Here is an 18,735-nt window from a genome sequence, read left to right as displayed (position 1 = left end):
TGCCCGGCCCGTCCGCACATGGATTCTCAGTGGGTGGAGGCCAGTTCGCCGGACCGTTCCGTCAGCCCGTTGCCCAGGTCCTCCACCAGCAGACGCTTGGAGATCGCGTCGACCGCGGCCAGCAGATCAGTGCCCGCCGGGCGGCCGATGTCCTCCTGCACCCGCTCCTCCAGCCACGTGGCCCAGGCCTTGCCGATGACATGGGCCTCGCGGGTGCCCGCGTGGGTGTGCGAGAAGAGGTTGCCGGCGCGGGTCAGGTAGCCCTCGTCGACCATCCGGTCGAAGACCGGCAGCAGCACCTCGGGCGGCATGTGACGGCGGGCGGCCATCAGGCCCAGACTGGCGTGGCCCGTCATCCGCGTGAACAGCTCCACCTGCATCACCGCCCAGGCACCGGCGATGTCCAGACGGGTGTCGGACGCCGCCACGATACGGCGCGCGTCCTCCAGCCCCGTGGTGCCGATGATCTTTCCGACCGCCGCTTCCAGCACCCGCTGCGAGTCCGCCCCGGACGGCTGCCCGAAGCCCTCGCCCATGTCGGTCGAGCCCGCCCGCGCGCTGTCGCGCAGCTGGACCTGCTTGAGGAACAGGGCGACCACGAAGCCCAGCGCCGCGACCGGCACCGTCCACAGGAAGACGGTCTGGATGGTGTCGGCGTAGGCGTCGATGATCGGGGCGGCCACCGCCGACGGCAGGTTGTGCACGCCCTCCGGACTGGTCGCCGCCTTGGCGATGGCCGCCGGGTCGAGACCGCTGCCCGCCTGCGCGGCCCGCGCGACCCCGTCCTCGAGGTTGGGCTTCAGTGAGTTGGCGTAGATGGTGCCGAAGACGGCCGTGCCGAACGAACTGCCCAGCGTGCGGAAGAAGGTGACACCGGAGGTGGCGGTGCCCAGGTCGGTGTAGTCGACGGTGTTCTGCACGGCGATCGTCAGCACCTGCATGCACAGACCGATTCCGGTACCGAGCACGAACATGTACAGCGACTCCAGCCAGGCACCGGTACCCGGCCCCATCAGGGACATCAGATACAGCCCGACCCCCATCACCAGGGAGCCGACGATCGGGAAGATCCGGTACTGCCCGGTCTTGCTGACCACGTTGCCGCTCGCGACGGACGCGATGAGCAGGCCGATGACCATCGGCAGCGTCCGTACCCCGGAGACCGTGGCCGAGTCGCCGTCGACGTACTGCAGATAGCTCGGCAGATAGGTCATCGCGCCGAGCATGGCGAAGCCGACGATGAAGCTGAGGATCGAGCAGACCGTGAACACCGGGTTCCTGAACAGCCGCATCGGCAGCATCGGTTCAGGCGCCCGGGTCTCCGCCCAGCAGAACAGACCGAGGGCGACGGTGCCGCCGACGAACAGGCCGATGATGACGCCCGAACCCCACGCGTACTCGTTGCCGCCCCAACTCGTCGCCAGGATCAGCGCACTGGCGCCGACCGCGACCAGCGCGATGCCGAGATAGTCGATGATCGGCCGGGAGGCCGACTTCACCACCGGGATCGTGCGGGCGGCGGCGAAGACCACGACGATCGCGATCGGGACGTTGACGTAGAAAGCCCAGCGCCAGGTCAGATGGTCGGTGAACAGACCGCCGAGCAGCGGCCCGATGACGGTCGCGACCCCGAAGACGGCACCGATGGCGCCCTGGTACTTGCCGCGCTCCCGCAGCGGGATGACGTCGGCGATGAGGGCCATCGACGTCACCATCAGACCGCCCGCGCCGATGCCCTGCATCGCCCGCCAGGCGATCAGCAGGGTCATGTTCCCGGCGAGACCGCACAGGAACGAACCCGTGATGAACACGATCGCCGAGACCTGGAAGACCACCTTGCGGCCGAACAGGTCGCCGAACTTGCCCACCAGGACCGTCGAGACGGTCTCCGCGAGCAGATAGGAGGTGACCACCCACGACATGTGCTCGGCGCCGCCCAGGTCCGACACGATCGTCGGCAGGGCCGTGCCGACGATCGTCTGGTCCAGGGCGGCCAGCAGCATGCCCAGCATGATCGTCACGAAGACGACGTTGCGACGACGCTTGTCCAGTACCGGCGGCTCTGCGGCGGGCGGCGCGGTTTCCTCGGTGACGGTCACGAGGCCACGGTCACACCGGTGGCCCAGTGACGCATGCGGGACGGGGCCGCTCGGGTCCCCTACCGCTCCCCGGGGTTGCGGCGCAGCAGATAGGTGTCCATGATCCAGCCCTTGCGCTCCCGGGCCTCGGCCCGCAGCCGCTCGATCCGGGGCGCGGCCTCGGCGATCGGACCCGAGGCGAGGATCTCGTCCGGGGTGCCGATGTAGGCGCCCCAGTAGATGTCGATGTCCTCGTCCGCGTACTGCCGGAAGGTCTGGTGGGCGTCGAGCATCACGACCACGTCGTCCACGCCCTCGGGGAACCCCTCGGCGAGCCGCCGTCCGGTGGTGATCTGCACGGGCCGGGCGACCCGGTTCAGTCCGGTGCGATGCCGGGCGACGAGGGCGGAGACACTGCTGATGCCGGGCACGACGTCGTACTCGAAGCCGACGGCACCCCGGTCGAGGATCTCCTCCAGGATCCCGAGCGTGCTGTCGTACAGCGCGGGGTCGCCCCACACCAGGAACGCACCGCTCTCGTCCTCGCCCAGCTCCTCGGTGATCAGCCGCTCGTAGATCTCGGCACGGGCGCTGCGCCAGTCCCCGACGGCGGGCGAGTAGGCCGCACCGCCCGCCCTGCGGTCTCGCTCCGGATCCCGCGCCTCGACGACGCGATACGTCCCCTGCGGTATGTGCGCCTCCAGCATGTCTCGGCGCAGATCCGTCAGGTCGCTCTTCACCTCGCCCTTGTCCAGGACGAAGAACACGTCCGTGCTCCGCAGCGCCCTGACCGCCTGGAGGGTGAGCTGGTCGGGGTCGCCCGCGCCGATACCGATGACATGAATCTTTCGCACGCCCCGAGTCTGCCGTACGGCACTGACAGGGTGGGCACCGCGTCCGGGGCGTGGCACGAGGCCGCGGGAGAGGTCGCGCCCGAGGTCCGGCGCGGTGCCCTGGGACGAGTTCGGTCCGTGGAGCTGCGGCTGTGTACTCGCTCCGGGACTCCCTCGACGCCAGGCCCGGTCCGAGACCCGGGCGCGCGCCCACGGCTCGAGGCGCTCCGGGCCGGCGCCGAATCCGGCGTCATTGCCGCAGGCGCGGTGCCCGCAGCGCCGCGTCCACGGCCCCGCCTCCCCGCTCCACATCCTCCGCCAGCTCCCGAGCCCATCCGGCGAGCCCGGCCGGATCCATCCCGTACGGCTGGGAGTGCCCCGGGGCCGACGCCCACTCCTCGATCGCCCCCGCCCCGCGCCGCAGCAGCCGCGCCCCGCCCGTGACGTTGCCCCGGGCCGCGTGCGTGAGGCCGACCGCGAGCTGGGCCAGACCCCGCCACAGGGCCCGTTCCTCCTCGGGCCCGGACTTCCAGGCGTCCTCGAAGACCTCGTGCGCGTGGAAGGGCTTGCCCGCGTCCAGCAGCTCCTGTGCCTCCGCGACGCTCCGCTCGGGGGTGCGTACGACCCCCTCCGGCTGCCGCTCGATCCCGTCAGCGCCGTACGGCAGGGGCCGCCCGAGCCCGTCCCGGGGCCGGGCGTTGCGTGCCCGCCCCTCGTCGTCCCGGTCCCTGGCGTCGGCCTGCCGTCCTGAGGATGTACTGCCCATATCCCGATTGTCCCGCGCGGCCGGGCCGTCTTCGAGGCGGCCCACCACGTGGGGTAAAGTGCTCTTCGCGCGATCACGCGGTTCACCGCGCGAAAACGCACCGGGACGTGGCGCAGCTTGGTAGCGCACTTGACTGGGGGTCAAGGGGTCGCAGGTTCAAATCCTGTCGTCCCGACGGTGTTCACCGGCGGATCTGCCTGAGGCAGGTCCGCCGGTCGCGTTTCAGCGGTCGCCGTGTGTCGCCCCGCCCCGATAGCGCGCCGCGACATCCCCCAGATACCCCCGCAGCATGACCTTCGCCTCGTCCAGCAGCGCAGCGTCCCCCGCCCGGTCCCGCCGGAACGCCTCCTGGGCGAGCGCGTCGGCCGCCAGCATCGCCGCGTGGCAGGTGCGGGCCAGCGCCTCGTCGTCCTCGGCGAGGTCGAGGGCGAGGAGTATACGGCGGATGCCGTCGGCCATACGGCGCTTGTGCTCACGGTCGGCTGCGCGGGTCTGTTCGGTCAGGCCGCTGCCGAACCACAGGGCTCGGAAGCCGTGTTCGGTGCGGTAGATGGAGGCGAACGCGTCGATGAGGATGCCGACCGGGTCGTCCCAGTGCTGTGCGGCGGCCGCGCCGACCAGGTCGTCCATCGCGGCTTCCAGCTTCGCGAAGTACCCGGCCGCGAGGGCCTCGATGATCGCGCCCCGGTCCGGCAGGTACTGGTACAGCGAGCCGACCGAGACCCTCGCCTCGGCCGCGATCCGGGTCGTGGTGAGCGCCTCGACGCCCTCCTCGACCAGCACGCGCTCGGCGGTCTCCAGGACCCGGGCGAGCCGGGCCTTGCTACGGGCCTGCTGGGGCGTGCGGCGCAGCGAGGCGACGCCCGCCGCCCAGTCGGTGTCCGTGATGGGATCGGCCACGCAACAACCTCCGAACGTGAACGTGACTTTGTTTCATGTTTAGGTTAGCGTCGCGCGCATGACCGACTCAAGCTCGGCGTGGAGCGGGGAGCGGGCCGCCGTTGCCGGCGCCTGCCGTCGGCTGGGCGCCGAGGGACTCCTCATCGGCACGGCCGGGAACGTCAGCGTGCGCACGGACGACCGGGTCGCGATCACCGCCACCGGCGCGGTCCTCGCCGACCTCACCCCGGACCAGGTGACCGTCGTCGACCTCGACGGAAAGATCGTGTCCGGAGCCCTCCGGCCGACCTCGGAACTGGACCTGCACCTCGGTGTCTACCACCGCTACGGCACCGGCGCCGTCGTCCACACCCATGCGCCCATGGCGACCGCGCTCTCCCTCGTCCTCGACGAACTGCCCTGCATCCACTACCAGTTGCTCACCCTCGGCGGCACCGTACGCGTGGCACCGTACGCCACCTTCGGCACCCCGGAACTCGCCGAGTCGGTGCTCACCGCACTGGAGGGCCGCGGCGGAGCACTGATGGCCAACCACGGCGCGGTCACCCACGCCCCGACGCTCGACAAGGCGGTCGAGCACGCCTTGCTGCTGGAGTGGGCCTGCGGGGTGTATCAGAGCGCGGCCGCCCTCGGGCAGCCCCGCGTCCTCGACGAACAGCAGCAACTCGCGGTCATCGAGGCCGCCGTCGCACGCAATTACGGCACCACACAATCCGTACCACCTGTGCAGGAGGGAACCCGATGAAGGTCGTCACGATGGGCGTGCACGTACTGGACGTACTGGTACGGCCGGTGGAGGCCATACCCGAGGGGCAGGGCGCCACCCTGGTGGATGACATACGCATGACCGCCGCCGGTACGGCCGCCGGTACCGCGCTCACCCTCGCCAAGCTCGGCGCGCAGGTGCGTACCGCCGGAGCGATCGGCACCGACCCGACGGGCGATCTGCTGGTGCAGCTGCTCGACAAGGCCGGTATCGGCACCGGGCTGCTCGTCCGGCGCATCGACACCTCCACCTCCGCGAGCGTCCTGCCCATCCGCCCCAACGGCGACCGTCCCTCCCTCCACCTCCTCGGCGCCAACATCACCTACGGCCTCGACGACGTCCCCTGGGACGCGGTCGCCGAGGCGACCCATCTCCACCTGGGCGGACCGGAGTTGATCGGCGCCGACGTCGCCGCGCGCATCCTGGCGCACGCCAAGGAGCATGACGTCGTCACCTCCGTGGACCTTCTCGCCCCCGGTGAGCTCGGCACCTTCGACCAGATCGAGCCGCTGCTCCCGTACGTCGACTACCTGCTGCCCAACGACGACCAGGTGCTCGGCTTCAGTGGCGAGGACGACCTCGTGACCGGCGCGAAGAAGCTGGTCGCCGCCGGGGCCGGGCTCGTCGCCGTCACCCGCGGTGCTGAGGGCGCGCTGCTGGTGACCGCCGAGGGCACCGAGAGCGTCCCCGCCTTCGATATCGACGTCGTCGACACGACCGGATGCGGCGACGCCTTCTCGGCCGGCTTCCTGCGCGGCATCAGCCTCGACCGCACGCCGCGAGAGGCCGCCATTCTGGGCAGTGCGGCGGCGGCGCTGGTGGCGCAGGGGCTCGGCAGCGACCACGGCGACTTCGACCTCGCCGAGGCCGACGAGTTCTCCATGACCGCCAAGGTGCGCACGTGAGCTGAGGCCGCAGGAGCACCACGGAGCGCGGGACGCCTCCGTGGTGCATCCGCTCGAAGGCCTTCTCGCGGTGCCCGCACCGAATCTCCCGGGGCTGATAGACAGGGAGACATGACCACCTTGATCTTCCGCCCGACCCGGGACGCCCGATGACCGCCGGCATCGACACTCCCGACGGCCGGGGCCGCACCGGCCTCCACCGCACCGGCCTCGACCTGACCGGCAACCCCCGCGTCAAGGTCCGCGACGTGAAACTCCTGTCCAGCCACTGGTACGTCGAGCGGGCCACCACCTTCGACCTCCAACTCGCCGACGGCAGTTGGAGCACCCAGCAGCGCGAGACCCACGACCGCGGCAACGGCGCCACCATGCTGCTCTACGACGCCGAACGCGAAACCGTCCTCCTCACACGGCAGTTCCGCTTCCCCGTGTACGTCAACGGCCACCCCGACGGCATGCTGGTCGAGACGCCGGGCGGGCTGCTCGACGACGATGACGAGCACCCGGAGATCGCGGTACGGCGTGAGGTGATCGAGGAGACCGGGCACACCATCGGTGAGGTCCGGCACGTCTTCGACGTCTACATGAGTCCGGGGTCCGTGACCGAACGGGTCAGCTTCTACGCCGCCGAGTACGGCCCCTCGACCCACACCCACGAGGGCGGCGGCCTGGACGAGGAGGGCGAGGACATCGAGATCCTCGAACTACCCTTCCGCCGGGCCCTGGAGATGATCCGCGCGGGGGAGATCGCCGACGCGAAGACCATCATGCTGCTGCAATGGGCGGCTCTGGAGGGACCGTTCGCCGGTAAGGCGTGAATCCCCTTGCCTTGAAGTGCACTTCACGTTGCAGACTCCCGTTCGCGCACCCCGAATGCGGATGCGTGAACGGGAGGGATTTCCCATGAGGTACCGCACCATCGGCACCGACCCGAAGACCCGCCGCGAGGTCAGTGTGCTCGCCCTCGGCGCGATGCTGTTCGGCTCGCGCACCGACGAGGAGACCGCCTTCGCCGTGCTCGACCGCTATGTCGAGGCCGGCGGGAACTTCATCGACACGTCCGACAACTACGCCTTCTGGATCGACGGCGGCCAGGGCGGCCAGAGCGAGGAGCTTCTCGGGCGCTGGCGGCGCAGCCGCGGCATCGGCGGCGAGATCGTGATCGCCACCAAGCTCGGCGCCCGCCCGCTCGCACCCGGCACCAGCTACATCGACAACGCGGAGGGCCTGTCCGCGAAGGTGATCCGCGAGGCCGCCGAGCGCAGCCGGGAACGGCTCGGCGTGGACAAGCTGGATCTGCTCTATGCCCACATCGAGGACCACGCGGTGCCCCTGCGGGAGACCGTCGAGGGCTTCGCCGAACTGGTCGCCGAGGGCACGGTCGGCCTCCTCGGCGTCAGCAACCACGCGGTGTGGCGGGTCGAGCGCGCGCGGTCGATCGCCGCCGCGGCCGGGCTGCCCGGCTACGAGGTGTTCCAGTACGCCCACAGCCACCTCCGCCCGCGCTACGACGTCCCCGAGGACCTCTTCCCCGACGGTAGCCTCGGCCACGCGGGACCCGACCTCCTCGGCTATCTGCGCGAGGAGCCCGGCCTGACCCTGGTCGCGTACTCGCCCCTGCTCAAGGGCGCCTACACGCACCCGGACCGTCTCCCCGCCGACTTCGACCACCCGGGCACCGCGGCCCGCCTCCAGGTCCTGCACGACGTGGCCCGGGAGACCGGCGCGACCGTCAACCAGGTCGTCCTGGCCTGGCAGATCGGCGGCGCACTGCCGATCCTCCCGCTGGCCGGAGTGTCGTCGGTGGCTCAGCTGGAGGAGAACCTGGCCGCGATCGACCTGGAGCTGACCGAGGAGCAGCGGGCCCGGCTGGACGCGGCGCACTGACCACGGCCGCAGTAGGCTCCGAAAGGAGCCGAAGGGAGAGTGCGCCATGAGCCTGTTCCCCACCGAGCGATCCGTCCGGACGACCCCCGAAGGCCTGGTCTGGGAGCCCGGTGAACGCTGGGTGCGCGGCTGCAAACGCGACGTCGCCGTCGTCGACAGCCGCCACCCGGTCCTCGTCTGGGAGCCCGGTGTCCCCGTCCCGTGTTACGCGTTCCCCCGCGAGGAGGTCCGCACGGACCTCCTCCGCCCGGCGAAGAACCCGCGCACGGGCGCCCACACGGGATCGCAGATCTTCTACGACCTCGAGGTCGACGGCGAACTCGTGGAGAACGCGGCGTGGAGCTTCCCGGCCGACGACCTCGCAGGGCACATCGCCTTCGAGTGGTTCCGGCACTGGGACAGCGGCCTGGACCACTGGTACGAGGAGGAGGAAGAGATCTTCATCCACCCCCGTGACCCGCACAAACGGGTGGACGCCCTGCTCAGCAGCCGCCATGTCGTGGTCGAGATCGCCGGCACCGTCGTCGCCGACAGCCGGCGACCGGTACTGCTCTTCGAGACCTCGCTGCCCACGCGGTACTACATCCCCCGCGACGACGTCCGCCTCGACCTGTTCACCGCGACCGACCACCGCACCGGCTGCCCGTACAAGGGCACGGCCGAGTACTGGAGTTGGCGCGGCGAGGGCGACATCCCCCGCAACATCCTGTGGAGTTACCCGGAGCCGCTGCTCGCGGTGGCCCCGGTCAAGGGACTCCTCGCCTTCTACAACGAGGCCGTCGACATCACCGTGGACGGCGAACGCAGGGAGCGGCCGGTCACGCCGTTCACCGCGAGCCTCAGGACCTGACCAGCAGCTGGAAGTCGAACGCGTACCGGGACGCACGGTAGATGTGCGTCCCGTACTCGACCGGCCGGCCCGTGTCGTCGTAGGCCGTGCGCTGCATCGTCAGCAGCGCGGCCCCGGCCTTCTCGTCCAGGCGTGTCGCCTCCTCGGCGGTGGCGCAGCGGGCCCCGATGGTCTGGCGGGCACTGTGCAGGGTGATGCCCGCCGAGCGCATCAGCCGGTACAGGCCCGTCGACTCCAGCCGGGCGGAGTCGAGTTCGAGGAGTGTCGCGGGCAGGTAGTTGCACAGGATCGCGACCGGCTGGCCGTGTGTGGCGCGCAGCCGCTCCAGGACGACGACGTCGCTGCCCTCCGCGACACCGAGCGCGGCGGCCACGTCGGCGGACGCCGGGGCGTGCTCGTTGCGCACCACCACCGTGGTCGGGCCCTGTCCGGCGGCCTCCAGGTCGTCGTAGAGGCTGCTCAGTTCGAGGCCGCGCTTGACCTGGCTGTGCACCACCTGCGTGCCCACCCCGCGGCGCCGGACCAGCAGCCCCTTGTCGACGAGGGACTGGATCGCCTGCCGGACCGTCGGCCGGGACAGGCCGAGGCGTACGGACAGGTCTATCTCGTTGCCCAGGAGGTTTCCCGGGGCGAGGGCCCCGTGCTCGATCGCCGCCTCCAGCTGCTGGGCGAGCTGGTAGTAGAGCGGCACCGGACTGCCCCGGTCCAGGGCGAAGTCCAGGGAATCGAGCGCGGGGGCGGTAGCGGCACGTGAGGAGCCGCCGGTCTTCGCCATGGAACGTCCCTCCCTTCTGAGGAAGTGTCAGGAGTGGCTGGGGAAACCGAGGTTGATGCCCGCGTCGGCCGGGTCCGGCCAGCGCGTGGTGATCACCTTCCCCTGGGTGTAGAAGGCGACACCGTCGTTGCCGTAGACGTGCAGATCGCCGAAGAGGGAGTCCTTCCAGCCGCCGAAGGAGTGGTAGCCGACCGGGACCGGGATCGGCACGTTCACGCCGACCATGCCCGCCTTGACCTCCAGCTGGAAGCGGCGGGCGGCGCCGCCGTCCCGGGTGAAGATCGCGGTGCCGTTGCCCCAACGGGAGTCGTTGATCAGCTTGATGGCCTCGTCGTACGACTCGGCGCGCACCACGACCAGGACGGGACCGAAGATCTCGTCCCGGTAGGCGTCCGCCGTCAGCGGCACCTTGTCCAGCAGCGAGACGCCGAGGAAGAAGCCGTCCTCGTGCCCCTCGACGGAGTAACCGGTGCCGTCGACGACGACCACCGCGCCCTGGTCGGCGGCCGACGTCACATAGGACGCCACCTTGTCGCGGTGCTCGCGTGTGATCAGCGGGCCCATCTCGCTCGACGGGTCGTTGCCGGGGCCGATCTTCAGGTTCTCCGCGCGCTCGGCGATCTTGCCGACCAGTTCGTCACCCGTGTCGCCGACCGCCACGACCACCGACACGGCCATGCAGCGCTCGCCCGCCGAGCCGTACGCCGCGTTGATCGCCTGGTCGGCCGCGAAGTCCAGGTCGGCGTCGGGCAGGACCAGCATGTGGTTCTTGGCGCCGCCGAGGGCCTGCACACGCTTGCCGTGCTCGACCGCCCTGAGCTGGATGTACTTGGCGATCGGTGTCGAGCCGACGAAGGAGACCGCCTCGATGTCGGGGTGCTCCAGAAGACGGTCGACGGCCACCTTGTCGCCCTGCACGATGTTGAGGACACCGTCCGGCAGGCCCGCCTCGGAGGCGAGTTCGGCCAGTCGGAAGGAGGCCGAGGGGTCCTTCTCGCTGGGCTTGAGCACGAAGGTGTTCCCGCAGGCGATGGCGAGCGGGAACATCCACATCGGCACCATGGCCGGGAAGTTGAACGGGGTGATGCCCGCGACCACGCCCAGCGGCTGCCGGATCGAGGCGACGTCGACCCGGGTCGAGACCTGCGTCGACAGCTCGCCCTTCAGCTGCACGCTGATTCCGCAGGCCAGCTCCACGATCTCCATGCCGCGCGCCACCTCGCCGAGCGCGTCGCTGTGCACCTTGCCGTGCTCGGCGGTGATCAGCTCGGCGATCTCGTCGCGGTGGGCGTCCAGGAGCTCGCGGTACTTGAAGAGGACCGCTGTGCGTCTGGCCAGCGAGGAGGTGCCCCAGCTCTCGAACGCGGCCTTGGCGGAGGCCACGGCGGCGTCCACCTCGTCGACCGTCGCGAACGCGACCTGCTTCTCCTGTGCGCCGGTCGCCGGGTTGTAGATGGCGCCGTGGCGGCCGGAGAGGCCTTCGACGGGCTTGCCGTCGATCCAGTGGGTGAGGGTCTTCATGGTGCGGGGCCTTTCCTGAGCGGTGGTTCAGAGGTGGCGGCGGCGGTCGGCGACCTGGCGGTCGTACTCCCCGCGCGCCTGTACGGCCGCCTCGCGGGAGGCGACCTCGGCGACCGGCACGTCCCACCAGGCCTCGGTCGGGGGAGCGGCCGGGTTGGCGGTGTCGGTCTCGACGTACACACAGGTCGGCCGGTCGGAGGCGCGGGCCGCGGTGAGTGCCTCCCGCAGCTCGCGCACCGTCTTGGCGCGCAGTACGTCCATGCCGAGGCTGGCCGCGTTGGCGGCGAGGTCGACGGGGAGCGGGGCGCCGGAGAAGGTGCCGTCGGCGGCGCGGTAGCGGTAGGCGGTGCCGAAGCGCTCTGCGCCGACCGTCTCGGAGAGGCCGCCGATGGAGGCGTAGCCGTGGTTCTGGATGAGGACCAGGTTGATCGGCAGGCCCTCCTGGACGGCCGTGACGATCTCGGTGGGCATCATCAGATAGGTGCCGTCGCCGACCAGCGCCCACACGGGTGTGCCGGGGCTCGCCTGCTGGACGCCGATCGCGGCCGGGATCTCGTAGCCCATGCAGGAGTAGCCGTACTCCAGGTGGTACTGGCGGGGGCTGCGGGCCCGCCACAGCTTGTGCAGGTCGCCGGGGAGCGAGCCCGCCGCGTTGATCACCACGTCCTCGTCGCCGACGACCGCGTCGAGGGCGCCGAGGAGCTGGGTCTGGGTCGGGACGGCGTTCTCGTCGGCGGCGCCGAAAGCCGCGTCGACCACCTGCTCCCAGCGTTCCCTGCCGGAGCGGTACTCGGACTCGTAGGCCGGGGCCACCCGGTGACCGGACAAGGCCTCCGTCAACGCCGTGAGCCCCGCCCGGGCGTCGCAGACCAGCGTTCGCGCCGCGAGCTTGTGGGCGTCGAAGCCGGTGATGTTGAGGTTGAGGAACCGGACGCCGGGGTCGAGGAAGAGCGTGCCGGAGGCGGTGGTGAAGTCCGTGTACCTCGTCCCCACTCCGATCACCAGGTCCGCGGTGCGGGCCAGGTCGTCGCTGACCGACGTACCGGTGTGGCCGATGCCGCCGAGGTCGGCGGGGTGATCGTGGCGCAGCGAGCCCTTGCCGGCCTGCGTCGAGGCGACCGGGATGCCGGTGGCGTCCACGAGCGCCTTCAGCGCCTCCTCCGCCTTGCTGTGGTGGATGCCGCCGCCGGCGACGATCAGGGGGCGGGCGGCGGACCGTACGGCCCGTACCGCCTCGGCCAGTTCGACGGGATCGGGAGCGGGACGACGTACCCGCCATACCCGCTCGGCGAAGAACTCCTCCGGCCAGTCGTGGGCCTCCGCCTGCACGTCCTGGGGGAGGGCGAGGGTGACGGCGCCGGTCTCCGCGGGGTCGGCGAGGATCCGCATGGCGTTGAGGGCCGCGGGGATCAGGGCTTCCGGGCGGGTGACGCGGTCGAACCAGCGGGAGACCGGGCGCAGGGTGTCGTTGACCGACACGTCAGCCTCCGTCGGGTGCTCCAGCTGCTGGAGGAGCGGGTCGGCGGTGCGGGTGGCGAAGTAGTCGCCGGGCAGGAGCAGGACCGGGATGCGATTGATCGTCGCGAGGGCGGCGCCGGTGACCAGGTTCGTCGCGCCCGGGCCGATGGACGTCGTCACGGCCTGCGCGGAGAGCCGGTCGAGGTGGCGGGCGTGACCGACGGCCGCGTGCACCATGGACTGCTCGTTGCGGCCCTGGTGGAACGGCATCACCCCCTCGCCGGCCTCCAGCAGCGCCTGCCCGAGGCCCGCCACGTTGCCGTGGCCGAAGATGCCCCAGGTCCCGGCGATCAGCCGGTGCCGCACCCCGTCCCGCTCGGTGTACTGGACGGACAGGAACCGCACCAGGGCTTGGGCGACGGTCAGGCGGCGGGTGGGCGTGCTCATCAGGACTTCTCCGGTGCCGTGTAGAGGGGGAGTCGGGGGTCGACCGGCTGGTCGGGCCAGGTGTCGCGGATGCCGGCGTGATCCGGGTGGTCGCGGATCAGCCAGACGCGCTCGGCCTCGGGGCCCGCCATGACGTTGAGGTAGTACATGTGGTGACCGGGCACGGCCATGGAGGGTCCGTGCCAGCCGTCCGGGATCAACACGACGTCGCCGCCGCGCACTTCGGCCAGGACGTCGGTGTTGCGGCCCCGGCCGGACGGTGAGACGCGTTGGTAGCCGCAGCCGCCTGGGCCGTCGATCTCGAAGTAGTAGATCTCTTCGAGCACCGACTCCTCACCGGGGCGGTGCTCGTCGTGCTTGTGCGGTGGGAAGGACGACCAGTTGCCGCCGGGGGTGATCACCTCGACGGCGATCAGCTTGTCGCATTCAAAGACCCCTGCCGCCCCGAAGTTGTTGACCTGCCGGGAGCAGTTCCCGGTGCCACGCAGCTCCACGGGCACGTCGGACGCCGGTCCGTAGCGGGCGGGCAGCCGTCTCGTGCAGCGCGCGCCGGTGAGCGCGAACCGGCCGCCGCCGGTCGTCGAGACCGTCGTACGGGAATCGCGTGGGACGTACGCGAAGTCGCTGGCGCCCGTGAACACGCTCTCCCGGCCATGGAGTTGGAACGTGTCACCGCCGAACTCGTCGGCCGTGGTCACCGTGCAGCCGCCCGCCAAAGGGAGGACGATCCACTCGCTCTCGCCGGTGTCGAAGATGTGGGTGCCGCCCGGCGGCAGCTCCAGGACGCGGAGAGCGGAGTAGCCCCAGCCGGCCGACTCGGGGGACACGTCGACCAGGTAAGGGCCGCCGAGGGCCTTTCCCGCGGGAAGGTGATATGTCATCGGTGCCTCCGTTCCTTCGCGTGCGTCTCGTGTCACAGCAGCCCGACGGCCGTGTCGACCGCCGTCTCCACGCTGCCTTCGGCGGGGTAGAGCAGGGAGCGGCCCACGACCATGCCCTGGACCGTCGGCAGTCTGAGGGCCTTGCGCCAGCGCTCGTAGGCGGCCTCCTGGTCGTCGACCTCGCCGCCCAGCAGTACCGCGGGCAGGGTGGAGGTCTCCAGGACCTCCGCCATGTCGTCCGGGTCGTGGGTCACGGGCAGCTTCAGCCAGGTGTACGCGGAGGTGCCGCCGAGGCCCGAGGCGATGGCGATCGACCTGGTGACGGCCTCGGGGGAGAGGTCGTTGACGACCCTGCCGCCGAGCCGCCGGGAGAGGAACGGTTCCACGAACAGGGGGAGGCGGTGGGCCGCCATGTCGTCGATCGCGCGGGCCGTCGACTCCAACGTTGTCAACGAGCCGGGGTCGTCGTAATCGACGCGCAGCAGCAGCTTGCCCGCGTCGAAGCGGAGCCGGGCGAGGTCCTGGGCGCGGTGGCCGGTGAAGCGGTCGTCCAGCTCGAAGGCGGCGCCCGCGAGGCCGCCGCGGTTCATCGAGCCCATGACGACCTTGTTCTCCAGCACGCCGAGCAGGAGCAGGTCCTCCAGGATGTCCGCGGTGGCCAGCACCCCGTCCACGCCAGGGCGCGACAGCGCGACACAGAGGCGTTCCAGCAGGTCGGCGCGGTCGGCCATGGCGAGCCTGCGGTCGCCGACGCCGAGGGCGCCGCGGGCCGGGTGGTCGGCGGCCACGATCATCAGCCGGCCGCTGTCGCCCAGCAGCGGGCGCCGCACACGGCGGGCGGCCGCCTCGGCGATCGCTTCCGGATGCCGGGCCCTGAGGGAGGCGAGGTCGCGGATGTCGGCGCTCAAGACGAGACTCCGTTCAGCAGGCCCTCGACCTCGGCCGCCGTCGGCATCGCCGAGGAGCAGGCGAGACGGGAGGCGACGAGGGCGCCGGACGCGTTGGCGTACCGCATGATCCGCTCCAGCTCCCAGCCGGACAGCAGACCGTGGCAGAGCGCGCCGCCGAACGCGTCGCCGGCGCCGAGGCCGTTGATCACCTCGACCGGGACCGGCGGGACCTCGGCGGTCGTGCCGTCGCGATGGACCGCGAGCACGCCCTTGGGACCTTGCTTGACGACGGCCAGCTCGACTCCCGCCGCCAGCAGGGCCTCCGCGCAGGCGAGGGGTTCGCGGACTCCGGTGGCGACCTCGCACTCGTCGAGGTTGCCGACCGCGACGGTCACGTGGCGCAGGGCTTCCGCGTAGTACGGGCGGGCCTCCTCGGGGTCACGCCAGAACATGGGGCGCCAGTCGAGGTCGAAGACGGTGGTGCCCGCCTTGGCGCGGGCCTTCAGCGCGGCGAGCGTGGCCGAGCGGCTGGGCTCCTCGCTCAGACCGGTGCCGGTGATCCAGAAGATGCGGGCCGCGCGGATCGCGAAGTAGTCCAGCTCCTCCGTGTGGATCTCCAGGTCGGGAGCCTTGGGCCGGCGGTAGAAGTACAGCGGGAAGTCGTCCGGCGGGAAGATCTCGCAGAACGTCAGCGGCGTCGGGTACGCGGCCACCGATGTCACCCAGCGGTCGTCGACGCCGAACTCCTTGAGCGCGGTGTGGAGATAGGTGCCGAAGGGGTCGTCGCCGGTGCGGGTGATCACGGCGGCGGAGCGGCCCAGCCGGGCGGCGGCGACCGAAACGTTGGCCGCCGAACCACCCAGAAACTTTCCGAACTTCTGCACATCGCCCAGTGGCACGCCGGTCTGGAGTGGGTAAAGATCAACTCCTATGCGGCCGATCGTGATCAAGTCGAAGGGCTGGGATGAATCGGCCATGTGTGACGCTCCTCGAGTCCCAGGGGGCCTGTCGCCTCCCAGGTGTAGGCCTCGGAGGCCAACCTGTCAACAGTTTGTACTTACATTCGGACCTGCTTGTGAAATGATGTCTTAACAAAGTCTTGACAGTGGGTCCATCTAGGGATTGGATCCCGTCCCAGTACAACCTTCGTATTTGCGGCTCGCGACCCGGACATGCCAAGATCCCGGGCCTCGGAATCCCCCGAGATCTCTCTCCCTTTCCCCCGTGAAGCACAGTGAGGTGCAGGAAAGATGGACCGCTCTTCGCACTCCCGCTCCCGTAGATTCGCCCCGATTGTGGCGATCGCCGCGGCAGCTGCCCTGACCCTCGCCGGCTGCTCCAGCAGTTCCGGGGGCAAGAAGTCCGAGGAGAGCGCGGACGGCGCCTCCGCCGGCAAGGCCAGCACTCCTCGTATGACGGTCGCGCTCGTGACGCACCAGTCGGCCGGTGACACCTTCTGGGACATCGTCCGCAAGGGTGCCGAGGCCGCCGCCGCCAAGGACAACGTCAAGCTCGTCTACTCCAACGACCCCAGCGCCGCCAAGCAGGCCGGCCTCATCCAGAACGCCATCGACCAGAAGGTCGACGGCATCGCGGTGACCCTCGCCAAGCCGGACGCCCTCAAGGACGTCATCGCCAAGGCGAAGACGGCCGGCATCCCCGTGGTCGGCCTCAACTCCGGTGTCAGCGAGTGGCAGAAGCTCGGCCTGATGGAGTTCTTCGGCCAGGACGAGACCGTCGCCGGTGAGGCGCTCGGCAAGCGGCTGAACGAGGCCGGTGCCAAGAACGCCGTCTGTGTCGTCCAGGAGCAGGGCAACATCGGCCTGACCCAGCGCTGCCAAGGTGTCGACAAGACCTTCGAGGGCAAGCTGCAGACGCTGAACGTCAACGGCACGGACATGCCGTCCGTGACGTCGACGATCACCGCCAAGCTCAGCCAGGACAAGTCCATCGACTACATCGTCACCCTCGGCGCCCCGTTCGCGCTGACCGCGGTGCAGTCGGTGTCCGACGCGGGCAGCAAGGCGAAGATCGCCACCTTCGACCTCAACAAGGACCTGACGGGCGCCATCAGCAAGGGCACCATCGAGTTCGCGGTCGACCAGCAGCCGTACCTCCAGGGCTACCTCGCGATCGACTCGCTGTGGCTCTACAAGAACAACGGCAACTACATGGGCGGCGGCGAGCAGCCCGTGCTGACCGGCCCGGCCTTCGTGGACAAGACCAACGTCGACAAGGTGGCGGCGTTCGCCGCGAAGGGCACCAGGTGATGGGTATGACCCAGCATGCCGAGCCGGCGGTGACCACACCGCCGGCCCCCGGCCCGAAGGAGACCGACGGCCGGACCGCTCAACGATCCCTGGCGCTGCGCCTGTTGGGCCGCCCCGATGTCGGTGTCTTCCTCGGCGCCATGGCGGTGTGGGTGTTCTTCCTCATCACCGCCCCGCCGGTGCGCGACGGCAGCTCGATGGCCAACATCCTGTACCAGTCGTCCACCATCGGGATCATGGCGCTCCCGGTCGCGCTGCTGATGATCGGCGGCGAGTTCGACCTCTCCTCCGGCGTCGCGGTCATCACCTCGGCGCTCACCGCGAGCATGCTCGCCTACCAGCTCACCCTGAACGTCTGGGCGGGCGTCATCGCCGCGCTGATCGTGTCGCTGGCGATCGGGTTCCTCAACGGCTGGCTGGTGGTCAAGACCGGTCTGCCCAGCTTCCTGATCACCCTGGGCACGTTCCTGATCCTCCAGGGCGTCAACCTCGCGGTGACCAAGCTGGTCACCGACAACGTGGCCACCGACGACATCAGCACCATGGACGGCTTCGCCGGGGCCAAGAAGGTCTTCGCCTCCTCCTTCGAGGTCGGCGGCGTCCAGATCAAGATCACCATCGTCTACTGGCTGGTCTTCGCCGCGCTGGCGACCTGGGTGCTGCTGCGCACCAAGTACGGCAACTGGATCTTCGCCGTCGGCGGCAACAAGGACTCCGCGCGGGCCGTCGGTGTCCCGGTGACCTTCACGAAGATCTCCCTGTTCATGCTGGTCGGCTTCGGTGCCTGGTTCGTCGGCATGCACAACCTGTTCTCCTTCAACACCGTGCAGTCCGGCGAGGGCGTGGGCCAGGAGCTCATCTACATCTCCGCCGCGGTGATCGGCGGCTGTCTGCTGACCGGCGGCGCCGGCAGTGCGATCGGCCCGGTCTTCGGTGCGTTCATGTTCGGCATGGTGCAGCAGGGCATCGTCTACGCCGGCTGGAACCCGGACTGGTTCAAGGCCTTCCTCGGCGTGATGCTCCTCGGCGCCGTCCTGATCAATCTGTGGGTCAGCCGTACGGCGACCCGGAGGTGACCGCAATGACATCCAGCAACGAAGCCGGCACCCACGGAGCCGTCCTCGCCGACGACGCCCCCGCCACCGACGGGGCGATCGTCGAACTCCGCAACGCCGGCAAGTCGTACGGCAACATCCGGGCCCTGCACGGTGTCGACCTGAAGGTCTTCCCCAGCCAGGTCACCTGTGTCCTCGGTGACAACGGCGCCGGCAAGTCCACCCTCATCAAGATCATCTCCGGGCTGCACCAGCACACCGAGGGCGAGTTCCTCGTGGACGGCTCCCCGGTGCGTTTCTCCACGCCGCGCGAGGCCCTCGACAAGGGCATCGCCACCGTCTACCAGGACCTCGCCGTGGTCCCGCTGATGCCGGTGTGGCGCAACTTCTTCCTCGGCTCCGAGATCACCAAGGGCCCCTGGCCCGTGCGCCGCCTCGACATCGAGAAGATGA

18 protein-coding genes and 1 tRNA gene are annotated in these 18,735 nt (G+C 70.2%); 9 read left to right on the top strand and 10 right to left on the bottom strand.

Annotated features, from left to right (window positions below):
- Positions 1 to 26 precede the first annotated feature (26 nt).
- The 3 genes from ACWD3I_RS29940 to ACWD3I_RS29930 form a co-directional block, all read right to left on the bottom strand.
- Positions 27 to 2,099 (bottom strand): MDR family MFS transporter, encoded by a 2,073-nt coding sequence (locus ACWD3I_RS29940; RefSeq protein ID WP_365402893.1) that lies wholly within the window; start codon positions 2,097 to 2,099, stop codon positions 27 to 29.
- Positions 2,100 to 2,158: 59 nt separating this feature from the next.
- Positions 2,159 to 2,932: a precorrin-6A synthase (deacetylating) gene (cobF, locus tag ACWD3I_RS29935; protein ID WP_365402890.1), complete on the bottom strand. Its 774-nt coding sequence runs from the start codon at positions 2,930 to 2,932 to the stop codon at positions 2,159 to 2,161.
- Between the two features lie 229 nt (positions 2,933 to 3,161).
- Positions 3,162 to 3,677, bottom strand: coding sequence for a DUF309 domain-containing protein (locus ACWD3I_RS29930; RefSeq protein ID WP_365402887.1), 516 nt, complete (start codon positions 3,675 to 3,677; stop codon positions 3,162 to 3,164).
- Between the two features lie 101 nt (positions 3,678 to 3,778).
- Between ACWD3I_RS29930 and ACWD3I_RS29925 the strand changes: the two genes are divergently transcribed.
- Positions 3,779 to 3,852: transfer RNA gene (locus tag ACWD3I_RS29925), tRNA-Pro, on the top strand.
- 47 nt (positions 3,853 to 3,899) lie between these two features.
- On the opposite strand, the gene ACWD3I_RS29920 is transcribed toward ACWD3I_RS29925, so the two are convergent.
- Positions 3,900 to 4,577, bottom strand: a complete 678-nt coding sequence (locus ACWD3I_RS29920) for a TetR/AcrR family transcriptional regulator (RefSeq protein ID WP_365402884.1) — start codon at positions 4,575 to 4,577, stop codon at positions 3,900 to 3,902.
- Between the two features lie 58 nt (positions 4,578 to 4,635).
- Here ACWD3I_RS29920 and ACWD3I_RS29915 point away from each other — a divergent pair, with 58 nt between their 5' ends.
- From ACWD3I_RS29915 to ACWD3I_RS29895, 5 genes are all read left to right on the top strand, one after another.
- Positions 4,636 to 5,322 carry a class II aldolase/adducin family protein gene (locus tag ACWD3I_RS29915; RefSeq protein WP_365402881.1) on the top strand — a complete coding sequence of 229 codons (687 nt, stop codon included), beginning with the start codon at positions 4,636 to 4,638 and terminating at the stop codon, positions 5,320 to 5,322.
- A complete protein-coding gene (locus ACWD3I_RS29910) occupies positions 5,319 to 6,248 on the top strand; it encodes a carbohydrate kinase family protein (RefSeq protein ID WP_365402878.1) in 930 nt (309 codons plus the stop codon). The genes ACWD3I_RS29915 and ACWD3I_RS29910 overlap by 4 nt, the downstream gene beginning before the upstream one ends.
- A gap of 149 nt (positions 6,249 to 6,397) precedes the next feature.
- Positions 6,398 to 7,066 carry an NUDIX domain-containing protein gene (locus ACWD3I_RS29905; RefSeq protein WP_267014274.1) on the top strand — a complete coding sequence of 223 codons (669 nt, stop codon included), beginning with the start codon at positions 6,398 to 6,400 and terminating at the stop codon, positions 7,064 to 7,066.
- Positions 7,067 to 7,151: 85 nt separating this feature from the next.
- Positions 7,152 to 8,135 carry an aldo/keto reductase gene (locus ACWD3I_RS29900; protein WP_365402875.1) on the top strand — a complete coding sequence of 328 codons (984 nt, stop codon included), beginning with the start codon at positions 7,152 to 7,154 and terminating at the stop codon, positions 8,133 to 8,135.
- Positions 8,136 to 8,181: 46 nt separating this feature from the next.
- Positions 8,182 to 8,985: a DUF427 domain-containing protein gene (locus tag ACWD3I_RS29895; protein WP_365402872.1), complete on the top strand. Its 804-nt coding sequence runs from the start codon at positions 8,182 to 8,184 to the stop codon at positions 8,983 to 8,985.
- Here the strand turns inward: ACWD3I_RS29895 and ACWD3I_RS29890 are convergent.
- From ACWD3I_RS29890 to iolC, 6 genes are read right to left on the bottom strand one after another with little or no spacing between them, the layout of a single operon-like run.
- Positions 8,975 to 9,760 (bottom strand): GntR family transcriptional regulator, encoded by a 786-nt coding sequence (locus ACWD3I_RS29890; RefSeq protein ID WP_365402869.1) that lies wholly within the window; start codon positions 9,758 to 9,760, stop codon positions 8,975 to 8,977. The genes ACWD3I_RS29895 and ACWD3I_RS29890 overlap by 11 nt on opposite strands.
- A gap of 27 nt (positions 9,761 to 9,787) precedes the next feature.
- Positions 9,788 to 11,281 (bottom strand): CoA-acylating methylmalonate-semialdehyde dehydrogenase, encoded by a 1,494-nt coding sequence (locus tag ACWD3I_RS29885; RefSeq protein ID WP_365402866.1) that lies wholly within the window; start codon positions 11,279 to 11,281, stop codon positions 9,788 to 9,790.
- A 27-nt stretch (positions 11,282 to 11,308) separates the two neighbouring features.
- Positions 11,309 to 13,186, bottom strand: coding sequence for a 3D-(3,5/4)-trihydroxycyclohexane-1,2-dione acylhydrolase (decyclizing) (gene iolD / locus ACWD3I_RS29880; protein WP_365402863.1), 1,878 nt, complete (start codon positions 13,184 to 13,186; stop codon positions 11,309 to 11,311).
- The gene (gene iolB, locus ACWD3I_RS29875) at positions 13,186 to 14,067 is read right to left on the bottom strand and encodes a 5-deoxy-glucuronate isomerase (protein ID WP_365402860.1); all 882 of its coding nucleotides are present in this window, start codon (positions 14,065 to 14,067) and stop codon (positions 13,186 to 13,188) included. Before iolB ends, iolD begins: the two co-directional genes overlap by 1 nt.
- Positions 14,068 to 14,099: 32 nt before the next feature.
- Positions 14,100 to 14,975: a Cgl0159 family (beta/alpha)8-fold protein gene (locus ACWD3I_RS29870; protein ID WP_365402857.1), complete on the bottom strand. Its 876-nt coding sequence runs from the start codon at positions 14,973 to 14,975 to the stop codon at positions 14,100 to 14,102.
- Complete coding sequence (gene iolC / locus ACWD3I_RS29865; protein ID WP_365402854.1) at positions 14,972 to 15,934, bottom strand: 5-dehydro-2-deoxygluconokinase; 963 nt, start codon at positions 15,932 to 15,934, stop codon at positions 14,972 to 14,974. Before iolC ends, ACWD3I_RS29870 begins: the two co-directional genes overlap by 4 nt.
- A gap of 273 nt (positions 15,935 to 16,207) precedes the next feature.
- Here iolC and ACWD3I_RS29860 point away from each other — a divergent pair, with 273 nt between their 5' ends.
- The 3 genes from ACWD3I_RS29860 to ACWD3I_RS29850 all read left to right on the top strand — a co-directional run.
- The gene (locus ACWD3I_RS29860) at positions 16,208 to 17,227 is read left to right on the top strand and encodes a sugar ABC transporter substrate-binding protein (RefSeq protein WP_365402851.1); all 1,020 of its coding nucleotides are present in this window, start codon (positions 16,208 to 16,210) and stop codon (positions 17,225 to 17,227) included.
- Positions 17,227 to 18,303: an ABC transporter permease gene (locus tag ACWD3I_RS29855; RefSeq protein WP_451084218.1), complete on the top strand. Its 1,077-nt coding sequence runs from the start codon at positions 17,227 to 17,229 to the stop codon at positions 18,301 to 18,303. Before ACWD3I_RS29860 ends, ACWD3I_RS29855 begins: the two co-directional genes overlap by 1 nt.
- 5 nt (positions 18,304 to 18,308) lie before the next feature.
- The coding region (locus ACWD3I_RS29850; RefSeq protein ID WP_365396622.1) for an ATP-binding cassette domain-containing protein at positions 18,309 to 18,735 on the top strand (427 nt) is incomplete at its 3' end.

The organism is Streptomyces sp. NPDC002817 (genome assembly GCF_053592055.1).
The sequence above is the reverse complement of the archived record's forward strand: the minus strand, read 5'-3'. Positions and strand labels throughout refer to the sequence as shown.